Annotated in this window: 10 protein-coding genes; 7 read left to right on the forward strand and 3 right to left on the reverse strand. The window is 71.4% G+C overall.

All coding sequences use genetic code 11. The features are described 5' to 3' along the window. Positions 1 to 26: 26 nt before the first annotated feature. The 4 genes from rsmA to CACI_RS02915 all read left to right on the forward strand — a co-directional run bounded on the left by rsmA (position 27) and on the right by CACI_RS02915 (position 4,879). Positions 27 to 947 (forward strand): 16S rRNA (adenine(1518)-N(6)/adenine(1519)-N(6))-dimethyltransferase RsmA, encoded by a 921-nt coding sequence (gene rsmA / locus CACI_RS02900; RefSeq protein WP_012784821.1) that lies wholly within the window; start codon positions 27 to 29, stop codon positions 945 to 947. After that, entirely contained in the window at positions 944 to 1,894 is a 951-nt protein-coding gene (locus tag CACI_RS02905) for a 4-(cytidine 5'-diphospho)-2-C-methyl-D-erythritol kinase (RefSeq protein ID WP_012784822.1), read from the forward strand. Before rsmA ends, CACI_RS02905 begins: the two co-directional genes overlap by 4 nt. A gap of 73 nt (positions 1,895 to 1,967) precedes the next feature. After that, positions 1,968 to 4,481 (forward strand): protein kinase domain-containing protein, encoded by a 2,514-nt coding sequence (locus tag CACI_RS44970; RefSeq protein WP_012784823.1) that lies wholly within the window; start codon positions 1,968 to 1,970, stop codon positions 4,479 to 4,481. 107 nt (positions 4,482 to 4,588) lie between these two features. Next, complete coding sequence (locus CACI_RS02915; protein ID WP_012784824.1) at positions 4,589 to 4,879, forward strand: YiaA/YiaB family inner membrane protein; 291 nt, start codon at positions 4,589 to 4,591, stop codon at positions 4,877 to 4,879. A 53-nt stretch (positions 4,880 to 4,932) separates the two neighbouring features. Here the strand turns inward: CACI_RS02915 and CACI_RS02920 are convergent, their stop codons facing one another. Genes CACI_RS02920 through CACI_RS02930 form a run of 3 tightly spaced genes read right to left on the reverse strand, consistent with a single transcriptional unit; the run spans position 4,933 to position 8,970 of the window. Next, positions 4,933 to 5,457 carry an MgtC/SapB family protein gene (locus tag CACI_RS02920; protein ID WP_012784825.1) on the reverse strand — a complete coding sequence of 175 codons (525 nt, stop codon included), beginning with the start codon at positions 5,455 to 5,457 and terminating at the stop codon, positions 4,933 to 4,935. A 10-nt stretch (positions 5,458 to 5,467) separates the two neighbouring features. Continuing rightward, on the reverse strand, positions 5,468 to 6,712 hold the full coding sequence (locus CACI_RS02925) for an aminotransferase class I/II-fold pyridoxal phosphate-dependent enzyme (protein WP_012784826.1): 1,245 nt from the start codon (positions 6,710 to 6,712) through the stop codon (positions 5,468 to 5,470). Further along, complete coding sequence (locus CACI_RS02930) at positions 6,712 to 8,970, reverse strand: putative bifunctional diguanylate cyclase/phosphodiesterase (protein WP_012784827.1); 2,259 nt, start codon at positions 8,968 to 8,970, stop codon at positions 6,712 to 6,714. The genes CACI_RS02925 and CACI_RS02930 overlap by 1 nt, the downstream gene beginning before the upstream one ends. Positions 8,971 to 9,249: 279 nt before the next feature. Between CACI_RS02930 and CACI_RS02935 the strand changes: the two genes are divergently transcribed. The 3 genes from CACI_RS02935 to CACI_RS02945 are packed head-to-tail and all read left to right on the forward strand — an operon-like array spanning position 9,250 to position 19,285. After that, positions 9,250 to 12,654, forward strand: a complete 3,405-nt coding sequence (locus CACI_RS02935; protein ID WP_143765129.1) for a DUF4132 domain-containing protein — start codon at positions 9,250 to 9,252, stop codon at positions 12,652 to 12,654. Beyond that, positions 12,651 to 15,911 (forward strand): DUF4132 domain-containing protein, encoded by a 3,261-nt coding sequence (locus CACI_RS02940; protein ID WP_012784829.1) that lies wholly within the window; start codon positions 12,651 to 12,653, stop codon positions 15,909 to 15,911. The genes CACI_RS02935 and CACI_RS02940 overlap by 4 nt, the downstream gene beginning before the upstream one ends. Further along, on the forward strand, positions 15,908 to 19,285 hold the full coding sequence (locus CACI_RS02945) for a DUF4132 domain-containing protein (RefSeq protein ID WP_012784830.1): 3,378 nt from the start codon (positions 15,908 to 15,910) through the stop codon (positions 19,283 to 19,285). The genes CACI_RS02940 and CACI_RS02945 overlap by 4 nt, the downstream gene beginning before the upstream one ends. Positions 19,286 to 19,377: the final 92 nt, after the last annotated feature.

Consider the following 19,377-nt stretch of genomic DNA (forward strand, 5'->3'; position numbering starts at 1 on the left):
CCCGCCGCGGCATACGATGGCAGGCGATGTCCGAAACCCCGCACTCCCCGCCACCGACTCCCGAGCCCGACCGGCTGCCGGCCCGCCTTTTGGGCCCCGCCGAGGTCCGCCGGCTCGCCGAGAAGCTCGGCGTCTCGCCGACCAAGAAGCTCGGGCAGAACTTCGTCATCGACCCGAACACGATCCGGCGGATCGTGCGGGCCGGCGACGTCACCGCCGAGGACGTGGTGGTCGAGGTCGGTCCGGGCCTGGGCTCGCTGACCCTCGGGCTGCTGGACGTGGCGCGCCGCGTCGTCGCCGTCGAGATCGACCCGGTCCTGGCCGCCGCGCTGCCGGACACGCTGGCCGAGTTCGCGCCGGGCATCGCCGCCGGGCAGGCGGAGTTCGAGCTGGTGCGCGCCGACGCGCTGCGGATCGCCGAGCTGCCCGGTTCGCCGCCGACCGCGCTGGTCGCGAACCTGCCCTACAACGTCGCGGTCCCGGTGCTGCTGCACATGCTGGAGCGCTTCCCGAGCATCGAGCGCACGCTGATCATGGTCCAGTCCGAGGTCGCCGACCGGCTGGCCGCCGAGCCCGGCGGCCGGGTCTACGGCGTGCCGTCGGTCAAGGCCCGCTGGTACGCCGACGTCAAGCGGGCCGGCGCCATCGGCCGCAGCGTCTTCTGGCCGGCGCCGAACGTCGACTCCGGGCTGGTGCGCCTGGACCGCCGCGCCGTCCCGCCGAGCACGAAGGCCGGGCGCCGCGACGTGTTCGCCGCCGTGGACGCCGCCTTCGCCCAGCGCCGCAAGACCCTGCGGTCGGCGCTGAGCGGCTGGGCCGGCTCGCCGGCGGCCGCCGAGACGGCGCTGACCGCCGCCGGGATCAACCCGAGCGCGCGCGGCGAGACGCTGACCGTCGAGGAGTTCGCCCGGCTGGCCGAGCACCGGCCGCAGCGGGAGGCGGCATGAGCTCCGCGGCGTACATCCCGGACGAGGGTCCGCGCCCCGGCGAGACCGAGTCCGTGACCGTCCGCGTCCCGGCGAAGGTCAACCTCGCGCTCTCCGTCGGCCCGCTGCGCTCCGACGGCTACCACGACCTGGCGACCGTCTTCCACGCCGTCGGGCTGTTCGACGAGGTCAACGCCGCCGCCGCCGACACCCTCGCGGTGACCTGCGAGGGCGAGGGCCAGGTCGAGGTGCCGCTGGACGACACCAACCTGGCGTGGCGCGCCGCCGAGCTGCTGGCCCGGACCGTCGGCCGCAGCCCCGGCGTGCGGCTGCACCTGACCAAGGGCATCCCGGTGGCCGGCGGGATGGCGGGCGGCTCGGCCGACGCCGCCGGCGCGCTGGTCGCCTGCGACGCGCTGTGGGGCACCGGGCTCTCGCGCGACGACCTGCACGTCCTTGCCGCGCAGCTGGGCAGCGACGTCCCCTTCGCGCTCCACGGCGGCACAGCGATGGGCACCGGACGCGGCGAGCAGATCACGCCGGTGCTGGCCCGGGGCGAGTTCCACTGGGTCTTCGCCTTCGCTCATGACGGGCTTTCCACTCCGGCGGTCTTCCACGAGCTGGACCGGCTGCGTGAGGCTGCGGGGGAGGAGGCGACGGCTCCGGGAGTGGAGGACGAGCTGCTGCGGGCGCTGCGGGCCGGAGACTCAACGCTGCTGGGTGCGGCGCTGCGCAACGACCTCACGCGGCCCGCGACCTCGTTGCGTCCCGATTTGCGCGCCACGCTCCAAGCCGGCCGCGAAGCCGGAGCGCTGGGAACCCTGCTCTCCGGATCCGGCCCGACCTGCGCTTTCCTCGCCGCCGACGCGGTCGCCGCGGCTACGGTCGCGGCGGCGCTGGAGGCGGCGCCCTCGGTCCGTGCGGTGCGGCGGGCGTTGGGTCCCGCTGCGGGCGCGCACCTGCTGTGAGAACGGCAAACGTCGCCGCCGTGCCACCGAACCCGATACCCGCCGATACGCTTTCCCCTCAGAAGGGGGACCCATGGATGCGCTGAAGCCCGAAGACCCGTCCCGCGTCGGGCCGTTCACCCCGCTCGCGCGGATCGGCGCGGGCGGCATGGGCCGGGTCTACCTGGCCCGGTCGCGCGGCGGCCGGCCGGTGGCGGTGAAGGTCATCCGCGCCGAGTACGCCGAGGACGAGCGCTTCCGCACCCGGTTCCGGCGCGAGGTGCAGGCCGCGCGCACCGTGGACGGGATGTACACGGCGCCGGTCCTGGACGCCGGTCCCGACGACGCCGAGCCGTGGCTGGCCACCGCCTACATACCCGGTCCCTCCCTTCAGCGCGCCGTCCACGAGCACGGTCCGCTGCCCGAGCGCACGGCGCGGGTCATGGGCGCCGGCATCGCTGAGGCGCTGGGCGCGATCCACAGCGCCGGCCTGATCCACCGCGACCTGAAGCCCTCGAACGTCATCCTCGGCCCGGACGGCCCGCGCGTCATCGACTTCGGCATCAGCGCCAGCGAGGGCGGCAGCTCCCTGACCACGACCGGCATCGTCGTCGGCTCGCCGCGCTACTCCAGCCCCGAGCAGTGCCGCGCCGATCCGGCGCTGGGACCGGCCTCCGACGTCTTCGCGCTCGGCGGCGTCATGGTCTACGCCACCACCGGCGTCCCGCCCTTCGGCGACGGTCCGGACCACGTCCAGCTCTACCTCGTGGTGCACGAGACCCCGGACCTGACCGGGGTGCCGATGGGGCTGCGGCCGATCGTCTCGGCGTGCCTGGAGAAGGACCCGGCCAACCGGCCGACCACCGACGAGCTGCTGGACACCCTGCTGCCGCCCGAAGAGGCCGGCGCGACCAACGCCGTGGACTGGCTGCCCGACGCTGTGTACCGGGACCTGCGCGAGTACTCCGCCGCGCCGATCGTGGCGCTGGCGGCGGGGACGACGCACGAGCGCGGCGAGGACTCCGCGCGGACGCCCGCCCCGGGCGAGGCGACCCCCACCGGCGCCGGCTTCGACGGCGGGGGCGTCACGGGGATCGGCAGCGGTGTGGGCACGACCGCCGCGCCCTCGTCCGCCGGCTCGGATGGACCCTCGAACCCGGGGCGGCGCCGGATGCTGGCTGGGATCGCGGGCGCCGTGGTCGTGGCCGCGGGCGGCGGCGGTGCCTGGTACGCCGCGACGCGCGACAGCGGCAGGAAGTCGGCGACGCAGAGCGCCGGGGCGACCTTCCCGCCCTCGACGGGGTCGCAGAACCCTTCCACGCCCGCGGCGCCCTCGACGACGCCCACGCCCTCGACCACGCCCTCGACGACGCCCACGCCGACCCCCTCGCACGTCCTGGGTCCGTGGCAGGAGGACTGGAGCTCGAAGACCGACCTGGGCGGCGCCTCGGGCGGCGCGGTGATCAGCGGCAGCAAGCTGGTCGGCGTCTACACGGCCACGAGCGTGTCCAACCCGATCCCGCCGCAGGACCTGATCGCGATCGACACCGTCTCGGGCGGCTCGGCGTTCCCCGCGAGGTCGATCCCCGCGGTCGACAACGTCGGGGGCGCGGGGATCGCCGCCGACGACACGCACGCGTACAGCTACGGCGCCGGGACCGTCTACGCGTGGAACCTCAGCGACGGCTCGGCGGCGTGGAACGCCAAGAGCGGCCTGCAGACCTCGACGTCCACCAACAACATGCCCACGACCGGCATCCTCGGGATGGTCGGTACCCTCCTGATGGTCGGCTCCGGCAACTACGACCCCGGATTCCCGCCCTGCCTGGCCGCGTTCGACGTCACGCTCAAGAAGGCGGTCTGGACGTTGAAGCCGGAGGACATGCAGATCGTGGCCTCCCCGCCGACCGGACTGGTCCTGAACCAGACCAGCATCGCCGTGTCGATCCCCAAGCTGGGGAACCTGTTCTACGTGATGCTCTGCGACGAGAACTCGCTGCGGGTGCTCAAGGCCATGGACATGGCCACGGGCAAGGAGGTCTGGCACGTCTTCTTCGAGGCCTACAGCGACAACGGCGCCGGCACCGTCACCCCGACCGTGACCGGCACTGAGCAGCACGTCTACCTCACCGACATGCACAGCGGCTCGGTCCACGCCTACAGCGCCGCCGGCAAGTGGATGTGGACCTACCCCAGCGCCGTGGGCAAGACGGCGCCCTCCTCCGACCGCCGCTTCACCGGCCAGGTCCTGGAGTCCGGCGACGCCGTCTACGCCGCCGACGCGAACCGCGTCTACGCCCTCCAGGTGAGCACCAAGGCGGTCGGCGGAACCCCGGTGTGGAAGAACCCTGCGACGTTCAACGGCATCGCCAACGTCCCCGCCCTCGTCGGCGACAAGATCTGGGTCGAGGTCCACACCCCCACGGAGAAGAACCCGCTGGCGATGATCGTGGTGGACACCGCCGACGGCCAGGTCGTGCACTCCTACCCGATGCCCGAGGGCCCGACCGCCAGCAGCGCCGAGCTCACGGTCCCCGACCCCTCCGGCCAGGCGGCGTACGTCCTGACCGCCAGCGGCCAGGTGCTCGGCTACCGGCGGAACCAGTGAGCGGGCAGGAGAGCGCACGCATGAGTACGGGATTGAGTACGGGATTGAGTACGCGAATGAGTGCTCGTACTCACGACCACTGACCCCGCCACCGACATCATCGAAGCATGAGTACGCCACTGGCACAAAAGAACACGGCCGCGTACTACTTCCAGGCGGTCGCCTCCTTCATCGTTTCCACCGGCGCGACCGTCATCGGTATCGCCTACCTCCCCGTCAACGCCTGGGAGCGCGCCTTCCTCGGCCTGGGACTGCTGTACACCATCACCTCGGCCATCACTCTCGCCAAGGTCGTCCGCGACAAGCAGGACGAGGTACAACTCGTCGGCCGCGTCGACAAGGCCCGGCTCGACAAGCTGCTGACCGAGCACGATCCGTATCGGGTGGACGCGCCTTAGGCGGGGGTTCTGGGCGGCAGACACCCAACGTCGGCAGCCTTGCCGCCCCCACCTCACGCCTCGCCCTCCTCCGCCGCCTCCTTGCCCGCCGCATCAGGAACCATCACCTCGTCGTTCGCGAAGCGCGACGCCCAGCGCCGCCCGTCGGCGAACTTCAGCACCGGGATGTGCCGGACCTCCAACGCCAGCAGCACCAGTGCTGTGCCGCCGGTGGCGAGGATGAGGCGGCCGAAGCCGCAGGCGGCGCCGATGGCGGCGGCGGCGAAGATGGTGGCGGCGGTGGTGACGCCTTTGACGGTGTCGAGCAGGTGGCGGCGGGCGTTGAGGGTCAGGTTGGGGCGGAAGACCACGCCGGCGCCGATGAAACCGACGCCGGTGATGACGCCGGCCAGGGCGTTGGGGGCGTTGCCGTCCTTGGCCAGGACGGCGATGATGGCGCTGCCGACGCCGATCAGGGAGAACGTGCGGTCGCCCGCCGGGGAGCCGCGCAGGTCGCGTTCGAAGCCGAGCAGGTAGGTCGGGGCGAAGGCCAGGGTCAGGCGGCCCAGCTGGCTCAGGCTTTCCAGGTGCAGGTGCACATCAGTTCCCTTATATGCCGGGGGCGCGGTGCCGGTCGGCTGGGCGCAGCATCGGTGCCAGTTCGGTGAGTGTGGCGTTCAACTGCTCGACTTCCTCGTCCGTGTTCGCCGCGGTCACCTGGATCCGGAACCCGGCCTGGTCCCGCGGGACCAGCGGATACGCCGCCAGTGTGACGTAGATGCCGCGCTCCCACAGGATCGTGGCGATCGCGTCGATGTCGGACGGCTCGCGCGCCGGCAGCTCGATGATGGGGAAGCCGCTGACGTTCGGGGTGGAGAGCCCGAGCTTGCGGACGTGGTCGATGACCCGCGCCGTCTTGTGCCAAAGCCGGCCGCGAATCTCCTCGCCGCGCTCGCGGTTCACCTTCAGCCCGGCCAGAACGGTCGCCAGCGAAGCCGTCGGCGACGGTCCCGAATACAGGTACGGCGCCGCCGCGAACTTCAGGTACTCCTTCATCTGCGTCGGCAGCGCCAGGAACGCCAGCAGCGAGGAGTACGCCTTCGAGAACCCGCCGACGAGCACCAGCCCTTCGTAGGACTCCCCGAGGTGCCGCACGATGCTGTTCCCGAGCGCCCCGTACGGCGAGGTCTCCGCCTCCGACCGCTCGCCGATGACGCCGAACCCGTGCGCGTCGTCGACGTACAGCAGCGCGCCCTCGGCCCGGCAGATGTCCGCGATCGCCGCCAGCCCCGGCTCGTTGCCGCTCATGCTGTTGATGCCGTCCATGCACACCAGCCGCGGCAGGTCCTTCGGCGCCTTGCGCAGGGCGATCGCCAGCCCGCCGAGGTCGGTGGCACGCCAGCGGTGCAGCGTGGCGCCGTTGCCGCGCGCCACCGAGCTGCCGTCGTAGATGGTGCGGTGCGCCTGCGCTTCGCAGAACACTGTCCCCTTGCCGGCCAGGACCGGGATCACCGTCATGTGGATGTGCGTGATCGTCGGGAGTACCAGCGTGTCAGGAGCCTGTAACAGGTCGGTGAGCTGATCCTCGATGTCCAGGTACGGCTTGGGATTCCCCAGCAGCCGCGACCAGCTCGGGTGCGTTCCCCACTTCGCGATCAGCTCCGCCGGGGCGGCCATGATCTCCGGATCGACGTCGAATCCGAGGTAGTTGCAGGACGCGAAGTCCGACAGCCAGTGGTCGCCGATCCGGATCCGCCGCGGCTCCTTCCGATCCTGCTCCTCGATGACGGCGTCGTAGAACCTCGTGGTGTCCTTCAGCCGGGCGAGCTCGGCCCATACTTCGTGCCGCGCCATCAGTTCTCTCCCATCTCTATGGTGGCCCGCACACCGGACGTCTCCCCCAGCGGCACCGCCGGCGAGTAGAAGAAGCCCTGCGCGTAGGCACACCCCATGTCGCGCAGCAGATCCCGCTGCTCGACCGTCTCGACCCCCTCGGCGACCACGGCGATGTCCATGGTTCCCGCCACATGCACGATTCCCCGGAGCAGCCGTTCGTGGTCCTTCTTGCTCGCGATCCAGTCGACGAACGACTTGTCGGCCTTGATCACGTCGAACTTCAGGTCCCGCAGGTACCCGATCGAGGAGTACCCGGTCCCGAAGTCGTCGATGGCGACCCGCACCCCGAGCATCGCCAGCCGCTGCAGGTCCAGCAGCGCGTTGGCGGTCGCCTCGTGCAGGAAGACGTTCTCGGTGATCTCCACGGTCAGCCGGTCGGCGGGCAGGTCCGCCGCGCGCAGCGCCGAGCGCACCGTGTCGACGAACCCGCCGTTGCTGAACTGGTGCGGGGAGACGTTGACGGCCACGTACCCGAACCCGGCCGCGGCGGCGTCGGCGGTCGCCTGCCGCAGGATCCACGCGCCGATCGGGGTGATCTGCCCGGTCTCCTCGGCGACCGGCACGAAGTTCCCCGGCGACAGCAGCCCGAGCTGGGGATGCCGCCAGCGCACCAGCGCCTCGAACCCGGCGACCCGCGGCGGGCCCTGCAGCTCCACGATCGGCTGGTAGTGCAGCTCGAACTCCCCGACGGCCAAAGCCCGGTCCAGCCCGGTGCGCAGCGCCAGCCGCTGAAGGGCCGCTTCGTACAAGCTTGGTTCGAACAGCCGCCAGGTGCCCTTGCCGTCCGCCTTGGCCGCGTACAACGCCAGGTCGGCGTTGCGGAACAGCACCTCCTCGGTGCCCCCGGCGCCGCCGGAGCTGGTCGCGACCCCGATGCTGGCGCGCACCGGCACCGGCGCCCCGGCCAGCCGGAACGGTTCGGCCAGCACCCCGATCAGCCGCTGCGCCAGGGCGACCGCCGCCGTCTCGGTCGCGCCGTCGGACAGCAGGACCGCGAACTCGTCGCCGCCGAGGCGGACCGGCAGGTCACCCGGGCGCACCGCCCCGGCTATCCGCTGCCCGGCGGCGACCAGCAGCTCGTCGCCGACCTTGTGCCCCTGGGTGTCGTTAACCTCTTTGAAGTTGTCCAGGTCGATGAGCAGCATCGCCGCCTCGCCGCCGCAGTCCTGGGCCCGGGCCAGGGCGCGCTCGGCCCGCTCCTGGAAGCGCAGCCGGTTGCCCAGGCCGGTCAGCGAGTCCCGGTAGGCGCGGTGTTTCAGCTCGCGCAGCATGGCCCGGGTGTGCGCGCGGTTGTCCAGCTCGCGGGTCTGCCGGCCGGCCAGATACAGCCGCAGCAGCACCAGCAGGAACATCAACGCCGAGGTCACGGCGATGACCGGGCCGTCGCGCAGGTCCGTCTCCAGCGATTCGATCATCAGCACGGTCGGCGCGACCAGCGCCGCGACCGCCAGCGGGATCACCCGCGCGCTGTCCGCGCCGTGTCTGGCGCGGGCCACCGGCTCGGTCAGCTCGGTCATCGACGGCGCGAGCCCGGCCGCGCCCCAGGCCACGTAGAAGACCACCCAGCCCAGGTCGGCAGGGGTACCGACGTGCCAATCGCCGTAGAGCCGGACCAGCGCGTAGGCGACGTCGGACCCGGTCAGCCCGAGCACGCCGAGCAGCAGCAGCCGCACCGCCGGCCCGCGCAGCCCCCCGCCGGTGGCCAGCCGCGCGGTCACCGCCAGCAGCAGCACGTCGCCGAGCGGGTAGGCGATGGACACCGCGCTGCTCAGCCAGGGCTGCTTCCCGTTGTCCACGGTCGGGGTGATGATGTAGACCCACAGCAGCAGGGCCGCCGCCGTGGTCAGGATGACGGCGTCGATCAGCGCCGCCCGGTCGCGCAGCGGACTGCGCCGCCGCACCATGAGCAGCACGCCGCCGGCCGCCAGGGGGTAGGTCGCCAGGTAGATCGCGTCGGCGACCGAGGGGAACGGCTCGACCTGCCCGAAGACGTCGGTCAGCAGGTTGTAGACGGTGTCCCCGCCGACCAGCGTCAGCATCGCCCCGGCCAGCAGGTACCAGGCGAGCGGGGTGTGCGGGCGGTACCGGCGGACCCCGACCAGCACCGCGCCGACCCCGCCCAGGCCGATCACGGTCCAGGTCAGCAGGTGCAAACTGGGAACCGAGTAGTAGAAGACGGTCCACAGCGCCATGAATGCCGCGAACCGGAGCGCCATAGGTTCGAGGGGATCATGCACCCGAACGGGTCAGCAACTTGAGGGCTACGTGCGGATGACCCCCGGAGCCCTCCGCCGGGCCGGTATTCGGGTCGCTCATCGGGTGGCCATCGGGTGGCTTGTCGGCTTGGCGGGCTGCCGGTCGGGCTGCCGGTCCGGCTGCCATTCGGGTCGCCATTCGGGTCGCCGGTCCGGCTGCTGGTCCGACCCTCAGTCCTCGGACTCTGCCACCCCTGTCGGCTTGCCTCGCTATGGTTCTGGCCATTCGGGGAGCAAAGCTTGGGAGGGCTTGTGGGGTACGTCCTGGAACCGGTGGACGCTGTCGCAGGACTGTTCGACAGGCGGTTCGACCCCCGGACGCTGGTCATACCGCGCCGCGACGGGAAGTCGGGGGACGCGGTGGCGCCGGTGGAGCCCGCCGCGGACGCCGTCGCCGGCTTCGAACGCGTCTTCACCAAGGCGGCCCGCACCGTCGAGCTCGTCCTCGGCCACGCCGACACCGACGGCGACCTGGCCGAGGCTGTGCGGCAGCCGGAATTCGGCGACCTGGCCGCGATGACGCCGCAGCAGGCTGCGATCGCCGCGGTCGTCGTGCTCTACGACGCCCCGAAGAACTACGAGCCCTACGTCCTGGTCGACGCCTGGGTGGCGGCACGCGGTCTCGCCTTCGCCGCCGCCGCGACGATCGAAATCGGCGGCTTCGGTGTCTGGATCCCGCGCAAGGGACAGAAGATCCCGGCTCTGCGCCGCAAGGACCACGACGCCGCCAACGCCCAAGAACGCTTCGCGATGGCCGCGCGGATGCGCCGCTACCTGGCCGCTGCCGACGCTGACGAGTACGCCGCCGCCCTGGCCGACATCAGTGCCCTGCGAAGCACCGCCGACGTCCGCAACACCTTCATCTCCTTCCTGTTCCCCGAACACGGCGACTGGGTCGAGCAGGACGTCTCCGGACCGCTCGGCCGCCGCTGGGAGGTCCGCGACGGGCTCGCCGCCTGGCTGCTGATCGGTGCGGTGAGCACGCCGCAGCAGGCCGAGCGGCTGACCAAGTGGGTCCACGCCGACGCGCTGCGGCTGTGCTCGGCGGCGACCGCGACCATGGTCGCCACGATCGGGCTGGACCTGATCCCGGCGATAGCGAACTGGGCTGAGGACTACTGGGACGGCGTCGAAGCCCGGCAGCGCGTGCAACGACTCCTCGCCGGTTTCGACAGCGACGACGCGTTCCTGGCGCTGCTCGGCCAGCTCGCCTACCGGGGAACCTCGGCGGTGCTCGCCGAGGCGGCGCAACGGTTTCCGGAGCGCGGCGTCCGGCTGCTCGCCGAGGCGGCGCCGGACCAGCCGGCGTCACGGACCGCCGTGGACCGCGTGCTGCGGCTGACCGTCACCAGCCGGACGGAGGCGGCCCGCGCCGTCGTGCCGCAGCTGGACGCCGAGGCGCGCGCACGCGTCGAGAAGCTGATGAACGGCCTCGCGGCGCCGCTGCCCTCCGCATCGCTGGACGCCTTGCCGGAACTGCTGACCACGCCGCCGTGGGAGCAGGCACGCGAGACGGTGAAGCCGGTCGTCGTCAAGGATCTGATTCCCCCGTCCAGCAGCGAGGTCCTGTGGCTGGACGACCAGGAGCGCGAGGACTGGCGCGCCGACACTCTCGGCGTGGAGCACAGCGACCGCGAGGACTGGGGCAAGCGCCTCGCCAAGGCGCTGGGACGGCGCAACGCCTATCAGCTCATGGTGATCGTCATCCGCGGTCCGGAGGAGGAAGCCCGGCGGGCGCTCCGCAATCTCCAGGACGGCTATTCCTACGACGCGCTCGACTGGTGCAGCACGGCGACCGCGCGCTTCGGCATCGACGCGTTCCCCGCCGCGATGAGCGCCGTGCGCACCAGCCCGCTGGAGAACGCCGGTCTCCTGCTGCCGTTCGCCTGCTCCGAGATAGCGCCGCTCGTCGCCGATTGGAACCTGCGGCTGAAGACGCTGCGCTCCCCGGCGCAGGCGTGGATGCGCCGCCATCCCGCGCTTACTGTTCGAACCCTGATACCCGCCGCCCTCGGCAAGGCCGGGCGGACCCGGCAAGCTGCCGAAGCCGCGCTGCGCTTCCTGGTCTCCGCCGGATTCCAGGACGAGATCCGTGCCGAGGCGGCGACCTACGGCACCGAGGCTGACGCCGGCGTCGTCCAGCTGCTGGCCCAGGACCCGCTGTTCGCCGGGCTCCCCAAGACGATGCCGGAGCCGCCGAGTTGGGCCGAGCCGGAGAGCCTGCCACAGCTGCTGATAACCGGACGCAAGGAAGCGCTTCCGCCGTCGGCGGTGCGCAGCGTGGTGCGGATGCTGATGGTCTCCGGTACCGAGGACCCGTACCCCGGGCTGGAGACCGTAAAAGAACTCTGCGACACCCGCTCGCTCGAGGACTTCGCCTGGGGCGTCTTTGAGAACTGGCAAACCGCCGACCATCCCGCGAAACAGTCCTTTGCGATGGACGCTCTGCGCTGGTTCGGCGGCGACGAGGCGGTCCGCCGGCTGTCCCCGCTGATCCGGGTCTGGCCCGGCGACGGCGGCCACTCGCGGGCGGTCGCCGGTCTGGACGTGCTGACCGCGATCGGCGGCGACACCGCCTTGCTGCACCTCTACGGGATCTCGCAGAAGGGCAAGTTCCGGGGGCTGAAGGAGAGTGCGCAGGAGCGCGTCGCCTCCATCGCCAAGGAGCTGCGCCTGACCCGCGACCAGCTCGGCGACCGGTTGGTCCCCGACCTCGGGCTCGACGGCTCCGGCTCGATGGAGTTGGACTACGGCCCGCGCCGCTTTCGCGTCTTCTTCGACGAACAGCTCAAGCCGGGCGTCAGCGACGAGAGCGGCAAGCGCCTGAAGTCCCTGCCCAAGCCCGGCGTGAAGGACGATGCCGAGCTGGCACCCGCCGCGTACCAGCGTTTCAGTGGTCTGAAGAAGGACGTGCGGACTCTCGCCGCCGACCAGATCACCCGGCTGGAGATGGCGATGGTCGCTCGCCGCCGCTGGACGAAGACGGACTTCGAGGAGTACTTCGTCGGCCATCCGTTGCTGCGCCATCTCGTCCGACGGCTGGTGTGGTCCGACTTCCGTCCGGACGGTACGGGCGTGCGCGGGACGTTCCGGGTCGCCGAGGACGCCTCCTACGCCGACGTCGCCGACGACCCGTACACGCTGCCCGACGACGCGCTGATCGGGGTCGCGCACCCAGTGGACCTCGGTGAGGACCTGCCGCGCTGGTCGGAGCTGTTCGCCGATTACGAGATCCTGCAACCCTTCCGGCAGCTCGGTCGCCCGGTGCTGGCGTTCACCGCCGAGGAGTCGGAGCTCAGGCTACTGACACGCTTCGCCGGCGTCCGGACGCCTGCCGGCAAGGTGCTCGGTCTGGAGCGTCGCGGCTGGAAGCGCAGCGACCCGGCTGACGGCGGCTGGCAGGGCTACCTGCTGCGTGAGCTGCCCGACGGCCGTACCGCGGTCGTCGAGCTGGAGCCCGGGTTCGGCGCGGGCTGGGCTGGCGAGGCCGAAGACCAGCTGCTGAGCGGCGTGTGGATCAGCACGGATACCAACCGCTACACCGGCTACTGGCGGCGCGGCGAGGGCGGCGAACTCCTGGCGTCGCTGGATCCGGTGACCGCCTCGGAGATCCTGAACGACCTGAGCGAGGTGACCGCCGGATGAGCGGCGTCGTGGAATTGCCGAAGGCCTACCAGAAGGTCAAGCCCGTCGAACGCGGGCGCTGCCGCCCCGACCAGGTCCCGGCGGTCGACGCCGCGGCGATGCAGCAACTGTACGAACGCCGCCGGGGCAGCGTCGCGCACCACCAGACCAAGATCGACGCCGCCATGAGGAACCCGGCCAGCGACAAGGACTTGGTCTCCTCGATGAAGGGCGTCGACTTCGGCGACCTGAGCACGGGGACGCCGCTGCAAGCTGCCGTCGCCGAAGCCGCGCTCGTCACCGTGGAGGACTTCGGCGACGACGCCGCGATCGGTGTCTGGCATCACATACGCGGCGTGCCCTTCGCGCTGGAAGCCTTCGTCGACTACTGCCATCTGGACTCCTGGCCTCGCGTCGGATGGTTGCAGCAGATCCCCGTCCTGCTCGACCGGATGGGAATGGCGAGGCGGCTGCTGGATCTGGTGCGCGCGGCGCCGGACGACGTGCGGGCCGACACGATGGCCCTCGCCGAGCGGCTGCGCGCGGAGGACTTGGTCGGCTGCGGGTTCGCCCGGACTGTGGCGACGTTCCTGTTCCCCGAGCGGTCCGACTGGCTGGAGGAAGACCTGGCGGCTGCTGGCAGCAGAGAGCTTCCCGCTGCTTCGTTGATCCCCTCGGTCGCCACACCCGAGCAAGCCGCGGCGGTCGGGGAGATGATGCGCGCCGGTGCGAAGTGGACATGGGATGGCGATCCCGCCATCGAGGCGACGTTCCTGACGGTCGCCGGCGACCAAGCCCTCCTCTTCCTGCTTGCCTGGCACGACGGCCAGTTCACCGGCACCAAGCGTCTGACTGCCGCCCGGAGAAGAGTTCTGGATCTGATCTCCCGGATCCCCGGCGATGCGGCCGTCCGGGCGCTCGCTGAGCGGGACACCGGAAACCCGGAGACCCTGGCGTATCTGCACGCCGCCGCCGAGCGCTTCCCGGAGAGCGCCCTGCGCGTGTTGTCCGCGATGGAACCGACGCCGGCGACGACGCACGTCCTCGCCGCGCTGAATCGGACCGAGCCGGCCGGCGCGGCTGCGACAGAGATACAGATCCCTGCCATCCTGTCCCGGCCGCCGTGGTCGGACCCGAAGGCCAAGCGGCCGAAACCGCTCGTCGTCGAAGGGCTGACGGCGCCGTCGGACGTGTCCGCCGCCTGGCTGCCGGGCGAGCGCGAGCGCTGGCTCGGCCGGGGCGCCGGCTGGGAGCCGAGCCAGGGCTGGGCCGCGATCGCCGAGCAGATCGCCGTGTGGCGCACGCAGCCGGCGAAGCCCGACGACCCCCTGACGCCGGTGGCGCTCTACTTCGCCGCCTACGCCTCGCCGGATCTGGTGCGGCCGCTGCTGGCGGACGGCTGGAAGCCGGCGCTGCGCCGCGCCGACGACCGAGCGCTGGCTTTCGTCGCGCGCTACGAAGTGCTTGCGCTGCCTGCGGTTCAGGCCATCCGCGGACTGCCGGCCGACCGGGGACGGCTGCTCCAGCCGTTCGTGAGCGCGGACGTCGCCACCTCGATGGTCGAGGGGATGACGCGACGGTGCAGCGTGGCGCGCGGCGCGGCCCTGGGCTGGCTGCGCCGCCACGCCGAGCCTGCCGTGGGCTTCCTGCTGCCCGCCGCCTTGGGCAAGGCGGGTCCGCAGCGGCGCAACGCTGACGCCGCGCTGCGGTGGCTGGCGGCGGAGGGGACCGACGTCGTGGGCGTCGCCATCGCGGCGCACGGCGAAGCGGTCGGCGTGGCCGTCAAGGAACTGCTGAGCGAGGGCGGACTCGGGACCTATCCGCGCAGCATGCCCGAGACGCCGATGTGGGCCATGCCTTCGGTGCTGCCGGCGATCCGGCTGAAGGACGGGACGGCGACGCTGCCGGCGCGTGCGGCGCAGACCGTGGTGGAGATGCTGCAGATCTCCAAGCCCGAGGCGCCGCATCCGGGACTGGAGGTCGTCAAAGAACTCTGCGACGAGCCCTCGCTGGGCGAGTTCGCCTTCGCCCTGTTCGAGAACTGGCGCGCGACCGGCTCCGACACCTCGCACCGGTGGGCCTTCGACGCCATGGGACTGCTCGGCGATGACGGCACCGTGGCCCGACTGGAGCCGCTGATCGGTCCCTGGACCACCGCGCGCGACTACGCGCTCGTCGGCGATGCGCTGACGGTCCTGGGCATGATCGGCGGCAGCCGGGCCCTGGCGGCGCTGCACACCGTGGTCCAGAAGGGGCGGCGCAAGCCGGTCCGGCGCCGGGCCGCGGAGCGGTTCCAGGACGTCGCCGCCTCGCTTGACCTCGCCGCCGACGACCTCGCCGACCGCGTGGTCCCCACCCTCGGTCTGGGCGCCGACGGCACGCTGCGGCTGGACTACGGCCCGCGCTCGTTCGGCGTCGGCTTCGATGAGCTGCTGCGGCCGCGGATCACCGACGAGTCCGGCAAGTTGCTCCCGCGCATGCCCCGGCCGGTCAAGAAGGACGACGAGGAACTGGCGACGGCTGCCTATCAGCAGTTCACGGAGGTAAAGAAGGCCGCGCAAATCATTGCTGTGGACCAGATCAAGCGCCTGGACAAAGCCATGTTCACGCGCCGCCGCTGGGACCCGGAGGGCTTCGCCGCGCACATGGTCGCGCATCCGCTGCTGTGCCACATCACGCGACGGCTCGTCTGGGGCGTCTACGGATCCGACGGTGCGCCGATCGGCTCCTTCCGCATCGCCGAGGACCTGAGCTACGCCGACGTCCACGACGCGCACTACGAGATTCCCGATGGCGCGACCATCGGCGTCGCGCATCCCGTGGAACTCGGCCCGGCGGTGGCGGAGTGGAGCGAGGTCTTCGCCGACTACGAGATCCTGCAGCCGCTGGACCAGCTGGGCCGTCCGGCGTTGGAGCTGACCGCCGCCGAGCGCGCCAGCTGGATGCTCGAGCGGTTCCAGCGTGTGGTGCTGGACGCGAACCACATCGCCGCGTTGGAACCGCGCGGCTGGTACAGCGGTCCGGTGGGCGATCCGCCGGTGTGGTCGCGGTTCCTGCGGCCGCTGGGGGAGGACGACCGGTACCTGATCGTGGACATCTCGCCCGGGTTGAAGGGCGGCGTGGCGGCGGGCTCGGGCTACCAGAGGATCGAGCGGGTCTGGCTCAGCGTGGCCGGCGAGCAGGCGTCCCCCGTTTTGCACGCCGTGCCGCTGTCCGAGCTCGATCCCGTTCCGGCTTCGGAGATCCTGCGGGATCTGACCGAGGTGACCGGACGATGAGGGCCGGCAGGGCGCTCACGTCCACGGATCAGGACTCTGAGGATGTCTTCGAGCTGCCTGATTCCTATCAGAGTGCGACGCCCTGGGTCCGTGAACGGAAGAGGCCGCCCGAGGCGCTGGTGTTCGACGAGCGCGCGGCCCTGCTCTTGGAACGCCGCCGTCGGGATCGCGCGGACTGTCAGGAAGTCGTCGACGACGCCCTGCGCACTGACGCGCACCGCATCGCCGATCCGGTGGGCGTGATGCAGGGTGTTGATTGCACCGACCTGGGCTCACAGACCCCGCGGCAAGCCGCCCTGGTCGCATCGATACTGAACCCCTTGCACTCGCGGGAACTGTCTCTCATCGATCTGTGGTGCGAAACCCATGGGCCGGCCTTCGCCCTCGCGGCTTTCGTCGAGTACTGCCATCTGACGAGTCTGCGAGAGCGCGACCTCATCGGGCGGCTTCGCTGGGAAGTCCTGCGGCTGCTCGAATTCGTGCGGTCGGTCCCGGATGAGGACCGCGACGAGGCCGTGGCTGCCGCGCAGCGCTTGCGGGAGGACGAGCCCACCGCGGTCACCCGCATGCTGACCACGCTCCTGTTTCCCGAGCGACCCGCATGGTTCTGGGCCGACCTGGCCGCCGCGGCCGACGGGAAGCTCGACCCCTGCGCGTTGTTGCCGTCGGCCACCACGGTCGACCAGGCGTCCGCGCTCGCCGAGCAGCTGCTGGCGCAGCCGGGGTGGTCCTGGCACGACGATCACGCGATCGAGCGGACCTTCCTCGCCGTCGCCGGATCCACGGCGCTGCCGTTCTTGGTGGCCTGGAGCGAAACGGGCCATGAGTGCCCGTATCGCGACTCCGGAAATCTGCGACAGTGCCGGATCCACCGGACCTGTTTGGACCTGATCTCCCGGATCCCGACCGAGGCGGCGATGTCCGTGCTCATCCGGTGGCTCGGGCGGGACGGCGTCGTCAGCGAGTATCTGCAGGCTGCGATCAAGCGCTTCCCGCGCCGGGCGTTGCGGCTGCTGGCCGAGACCGAAGCGACCGAGGAGATCACCCGCCTGCTGACCATGGTCGTCCTCGCCGATCCCGGCTTCGCGCGAACCGAGGCTCCGCGCCTGAGTCCGGAAGCCCGCGACCGGATCGAGGCGCTGCTCGGCGGCGGCACGCCGGATGCTGCGCCGGTGGATCTGCCCGAGATCCTGGCTGCTCCGCCTTGGCGCGACAAGAAGCGCAAGCGCGGGAAGCCGGTCGTGGTCGACGGGGTCGAGGGTCTGACGCCGCCGGCCGAGGTCACCGTCGCCTGGCTGCCCGGCGAGCGTGAAGCATGGCTCGCCAAGCCCGGCGCGGGGTGGGTCCCGGAGCAGGGGTGGAACTCGATCCTGGCCGATATCGCCGAGGAAGAGGGCAGGGAAAGCCTCGCGACCTACTTCGCCGCGTATGCTCCCGACGATCTGGTGCGTGCGCAGCTCGCCGCCGGCTGGCGCCCGCCGATGCGGCAGGTCACCGACCGGGTCCGGACGTTCGTCGCGAAGCACGAGCTGTTCGTGCTCCCGATGGTGCTGTCCCTGAACCGGTTCCCCGCGATGCGTGCCCAGCTGCTTCAGCCGTTCGCGAGTGCCGAGATCGCCGCGATCATGGCCGACGGACTGGTGCGGCTGCGCACCGTGCACGCCTCTGCCACGGCCTGGCTGCGGCGGCATCCCGACGACGCGGTGCGCGGTCTCGTGCCGGCTGCGGTCGGCAAGCCCGGCAAGGCACGACAGAACGCTGTCACGGCCCTCCGGTGGCTCGACGCCGACGGCATCGACGTCGTGGCGCTCGCGCAGCAGGAGTACGGCGAGGACGTCGCCACCGCCACCAAGGAGGTGCTGGCGGACCGCGGGTTCGAGACCTACCCTCGCACCGTTCCGGAAACGCCGCTGTGGGCCCGCGCGGTGCTGCTGTCCGACATTCGCTTGAAGGACGGCCAAACCGCGCTCCCGCACAGCGCCGTGCAGGCGGTCGTGGAGATGCTGATGTTCTCCAAGCCGGACGCGCCCTATGCGGGCTTGGAGGTAGTCGCAGAGATCTGCGACGCCTCATCGCTCGCGGAGTTCGTCTGGTCCCTGCATGGTTTGTGGGCGCAGTCGGGCAGTCACGAGAGCGAGCGCTGGGTGGTCGGCGCGCTCGGAATCTTCGGCGACCAGACCACGGTCGCGCAGCTGGAACAGCTGATCCGGGACTGGTATCGGGATCCGAAGCTGGACCTCGTGGTCGCCGGCTTCGACGCGCTCGCCGCGATCGGCGGCGACCGGGCGCTCACCGCGCTGAACGGCTTCGCCAGGCGTTCGTGGACCGGCATGCTCAAACGCAAGGCGCAGGCGACGTTCGAGGACGTCGCCGCGTCCATGGACCTGACGCCGGACCGGCTCGCCGACCGCTTGGTCCCGACGTCGGGGCTGACGGCCGAGGCGACGTTCCAGCTGGACTACGGCAGGCGGCGTTTCGACGTGTCCTTCGACGAGCTGCTGCGGCCGGTCGTCCGTGATGAGACCGGTACGGTCCTGCGGACGCTTCCGAAGCCCGGCAAGCGGGACGACGCGGAGCTGGCAGCCGCGTCCTTCAAGCGCTTCGTCACGCTCAACAGGCAGGTCCAGGACGGGACGCAGGAACAGATCGCCCGGATGGAGCGGGCGATGCTCGAGCGGCGCCGCTGGACGCCGGAGGACTTCGCGACGTATCTGGTGCGCCATCTCGTGCTCGGCCGCCTCGTGCGGCGGCTGGTCTGGGGCGTCTATGCCGAAGACCGCCGGCTGCTCGGCTCGTTCCGGGTCGCCGAGGACCTGAGTTTCGCAGACGTTGATGATGCGCGTTACGAGATTCCGGACGGTGCCTCGATCGGCGTCGCGCATCCCGTGGACCTCGGGCTCGCCGTGACGCGGTGGTCGGAAGTGTTCTCCGACTACGAGATCCTGCAGCCTTTCGACCAACTAGGCCGGCCGCCGCTGGCGCTGACCGCGGAGGAGCTGAGCGGCACGTGCCTGGTGCGGCCGTACATCACCCAGAAGGTCCCCGGCGGCGTGCGTACCGCGGGCGAGATCCGGTTCGGCGGCGTGAAGTTCGCCGGGTTGATGTCCCGGGGATGGCAGCCGGGTCCGATCGGCGCCGGGCAGGTCTGGTCGCGGCTGCTGCGGCCGGTCGGCGAGGGCCGGTATATGGTCGTGGACCTCGATCCGGGACTGCCGGCCGGTGCCGTGGTGATGGCGAATCCGCAGGCCGTCGAGGCGGTCTGGTTGAGTGCGACCGGCGACGAGCCCGACTTCGCGCGCCACGCGCTCCCGCTGTCCGACCTCGACGCGGTGACCGCGTCGGTGATCCTGCGCGATCTGGAAGAAGGGACCTGATGACGGCGATGGTTCCCGAGCGGTCGGACCCGTTCGGCACACTCGACCCCGTGACCGCATCCGAGACACGCCGCGATCTGACCGAGGTGACC

It is taken from the genome of Catenulispora acidiphila DSM 44928 (assembly GCF_000024025.1).
In the GTDB taxonomy this organism is placed as follows: domain Bacteria; phylum Actinomycetota; class Actinomycetes; order Streptomycetales; family Catenulisporaceae; genus Catenulispora; species Catenulispora acidiphila.

Bases quoted from the DNA above. Each gene is read 5' to 3' on its own strand.
- rsmA (WP_012784821.1), top strand. From the start codon at position 27: ATGTCCGAAACCCCGCACTCCCCGCCACCGACTCCCGAGCCCGACCGG.
- CACI_RS02905 (WP_012784822.1), top strand. From the start codon at position 944: ATGAGCTCCGCGGCGTACATCCCGGACGAGGGTCCGCGCCCCGGCGAG.
- CACI_RS44970 (WP_012784823.1), top strand. From the start codon at position 1,968: ATGGATGCGCTGAAGCCCGAAGACCCGTCCCGCGTCGGGCCGTTCACC.
- CACI_RS02915 (WP_012784824.1), top strand. From the start codon at position 4,589: ATGAGTACGCCACTGGCACAAAAGAACACGGCCGCGTACTACTTCCAG.
- CACI_RS02925 (WP_012784826.1), bottom strand. From the start codon at position 6,712: ATGGCGCGGCACGAAGTATGGGCCGAGCTCGCCCGGCTGAAGGACACC.
- CACI_RS02930 (WP_012784827.1), bottom strand. From the start codon at position 8,970: ATGGCGCTCCGGTTCGCGGCATTCATGGCGCTGTGGACCGTCTTCTAC.
- CACI_RS02940 (WP_012784829.1), top strand. From the start codon at position 12,651: ATGAGCGGCGTCGTGGAATTGCCGAAGGCCTACCAGAAGGTCAAGCCC.
- CACI_RS02945 (WP_012784830.1), top strand. From the start codon at position 15,908: ATGAGGGCCGGCAGGGCGCTCACGTCCACGGATCAGGACTCTGAGGAT.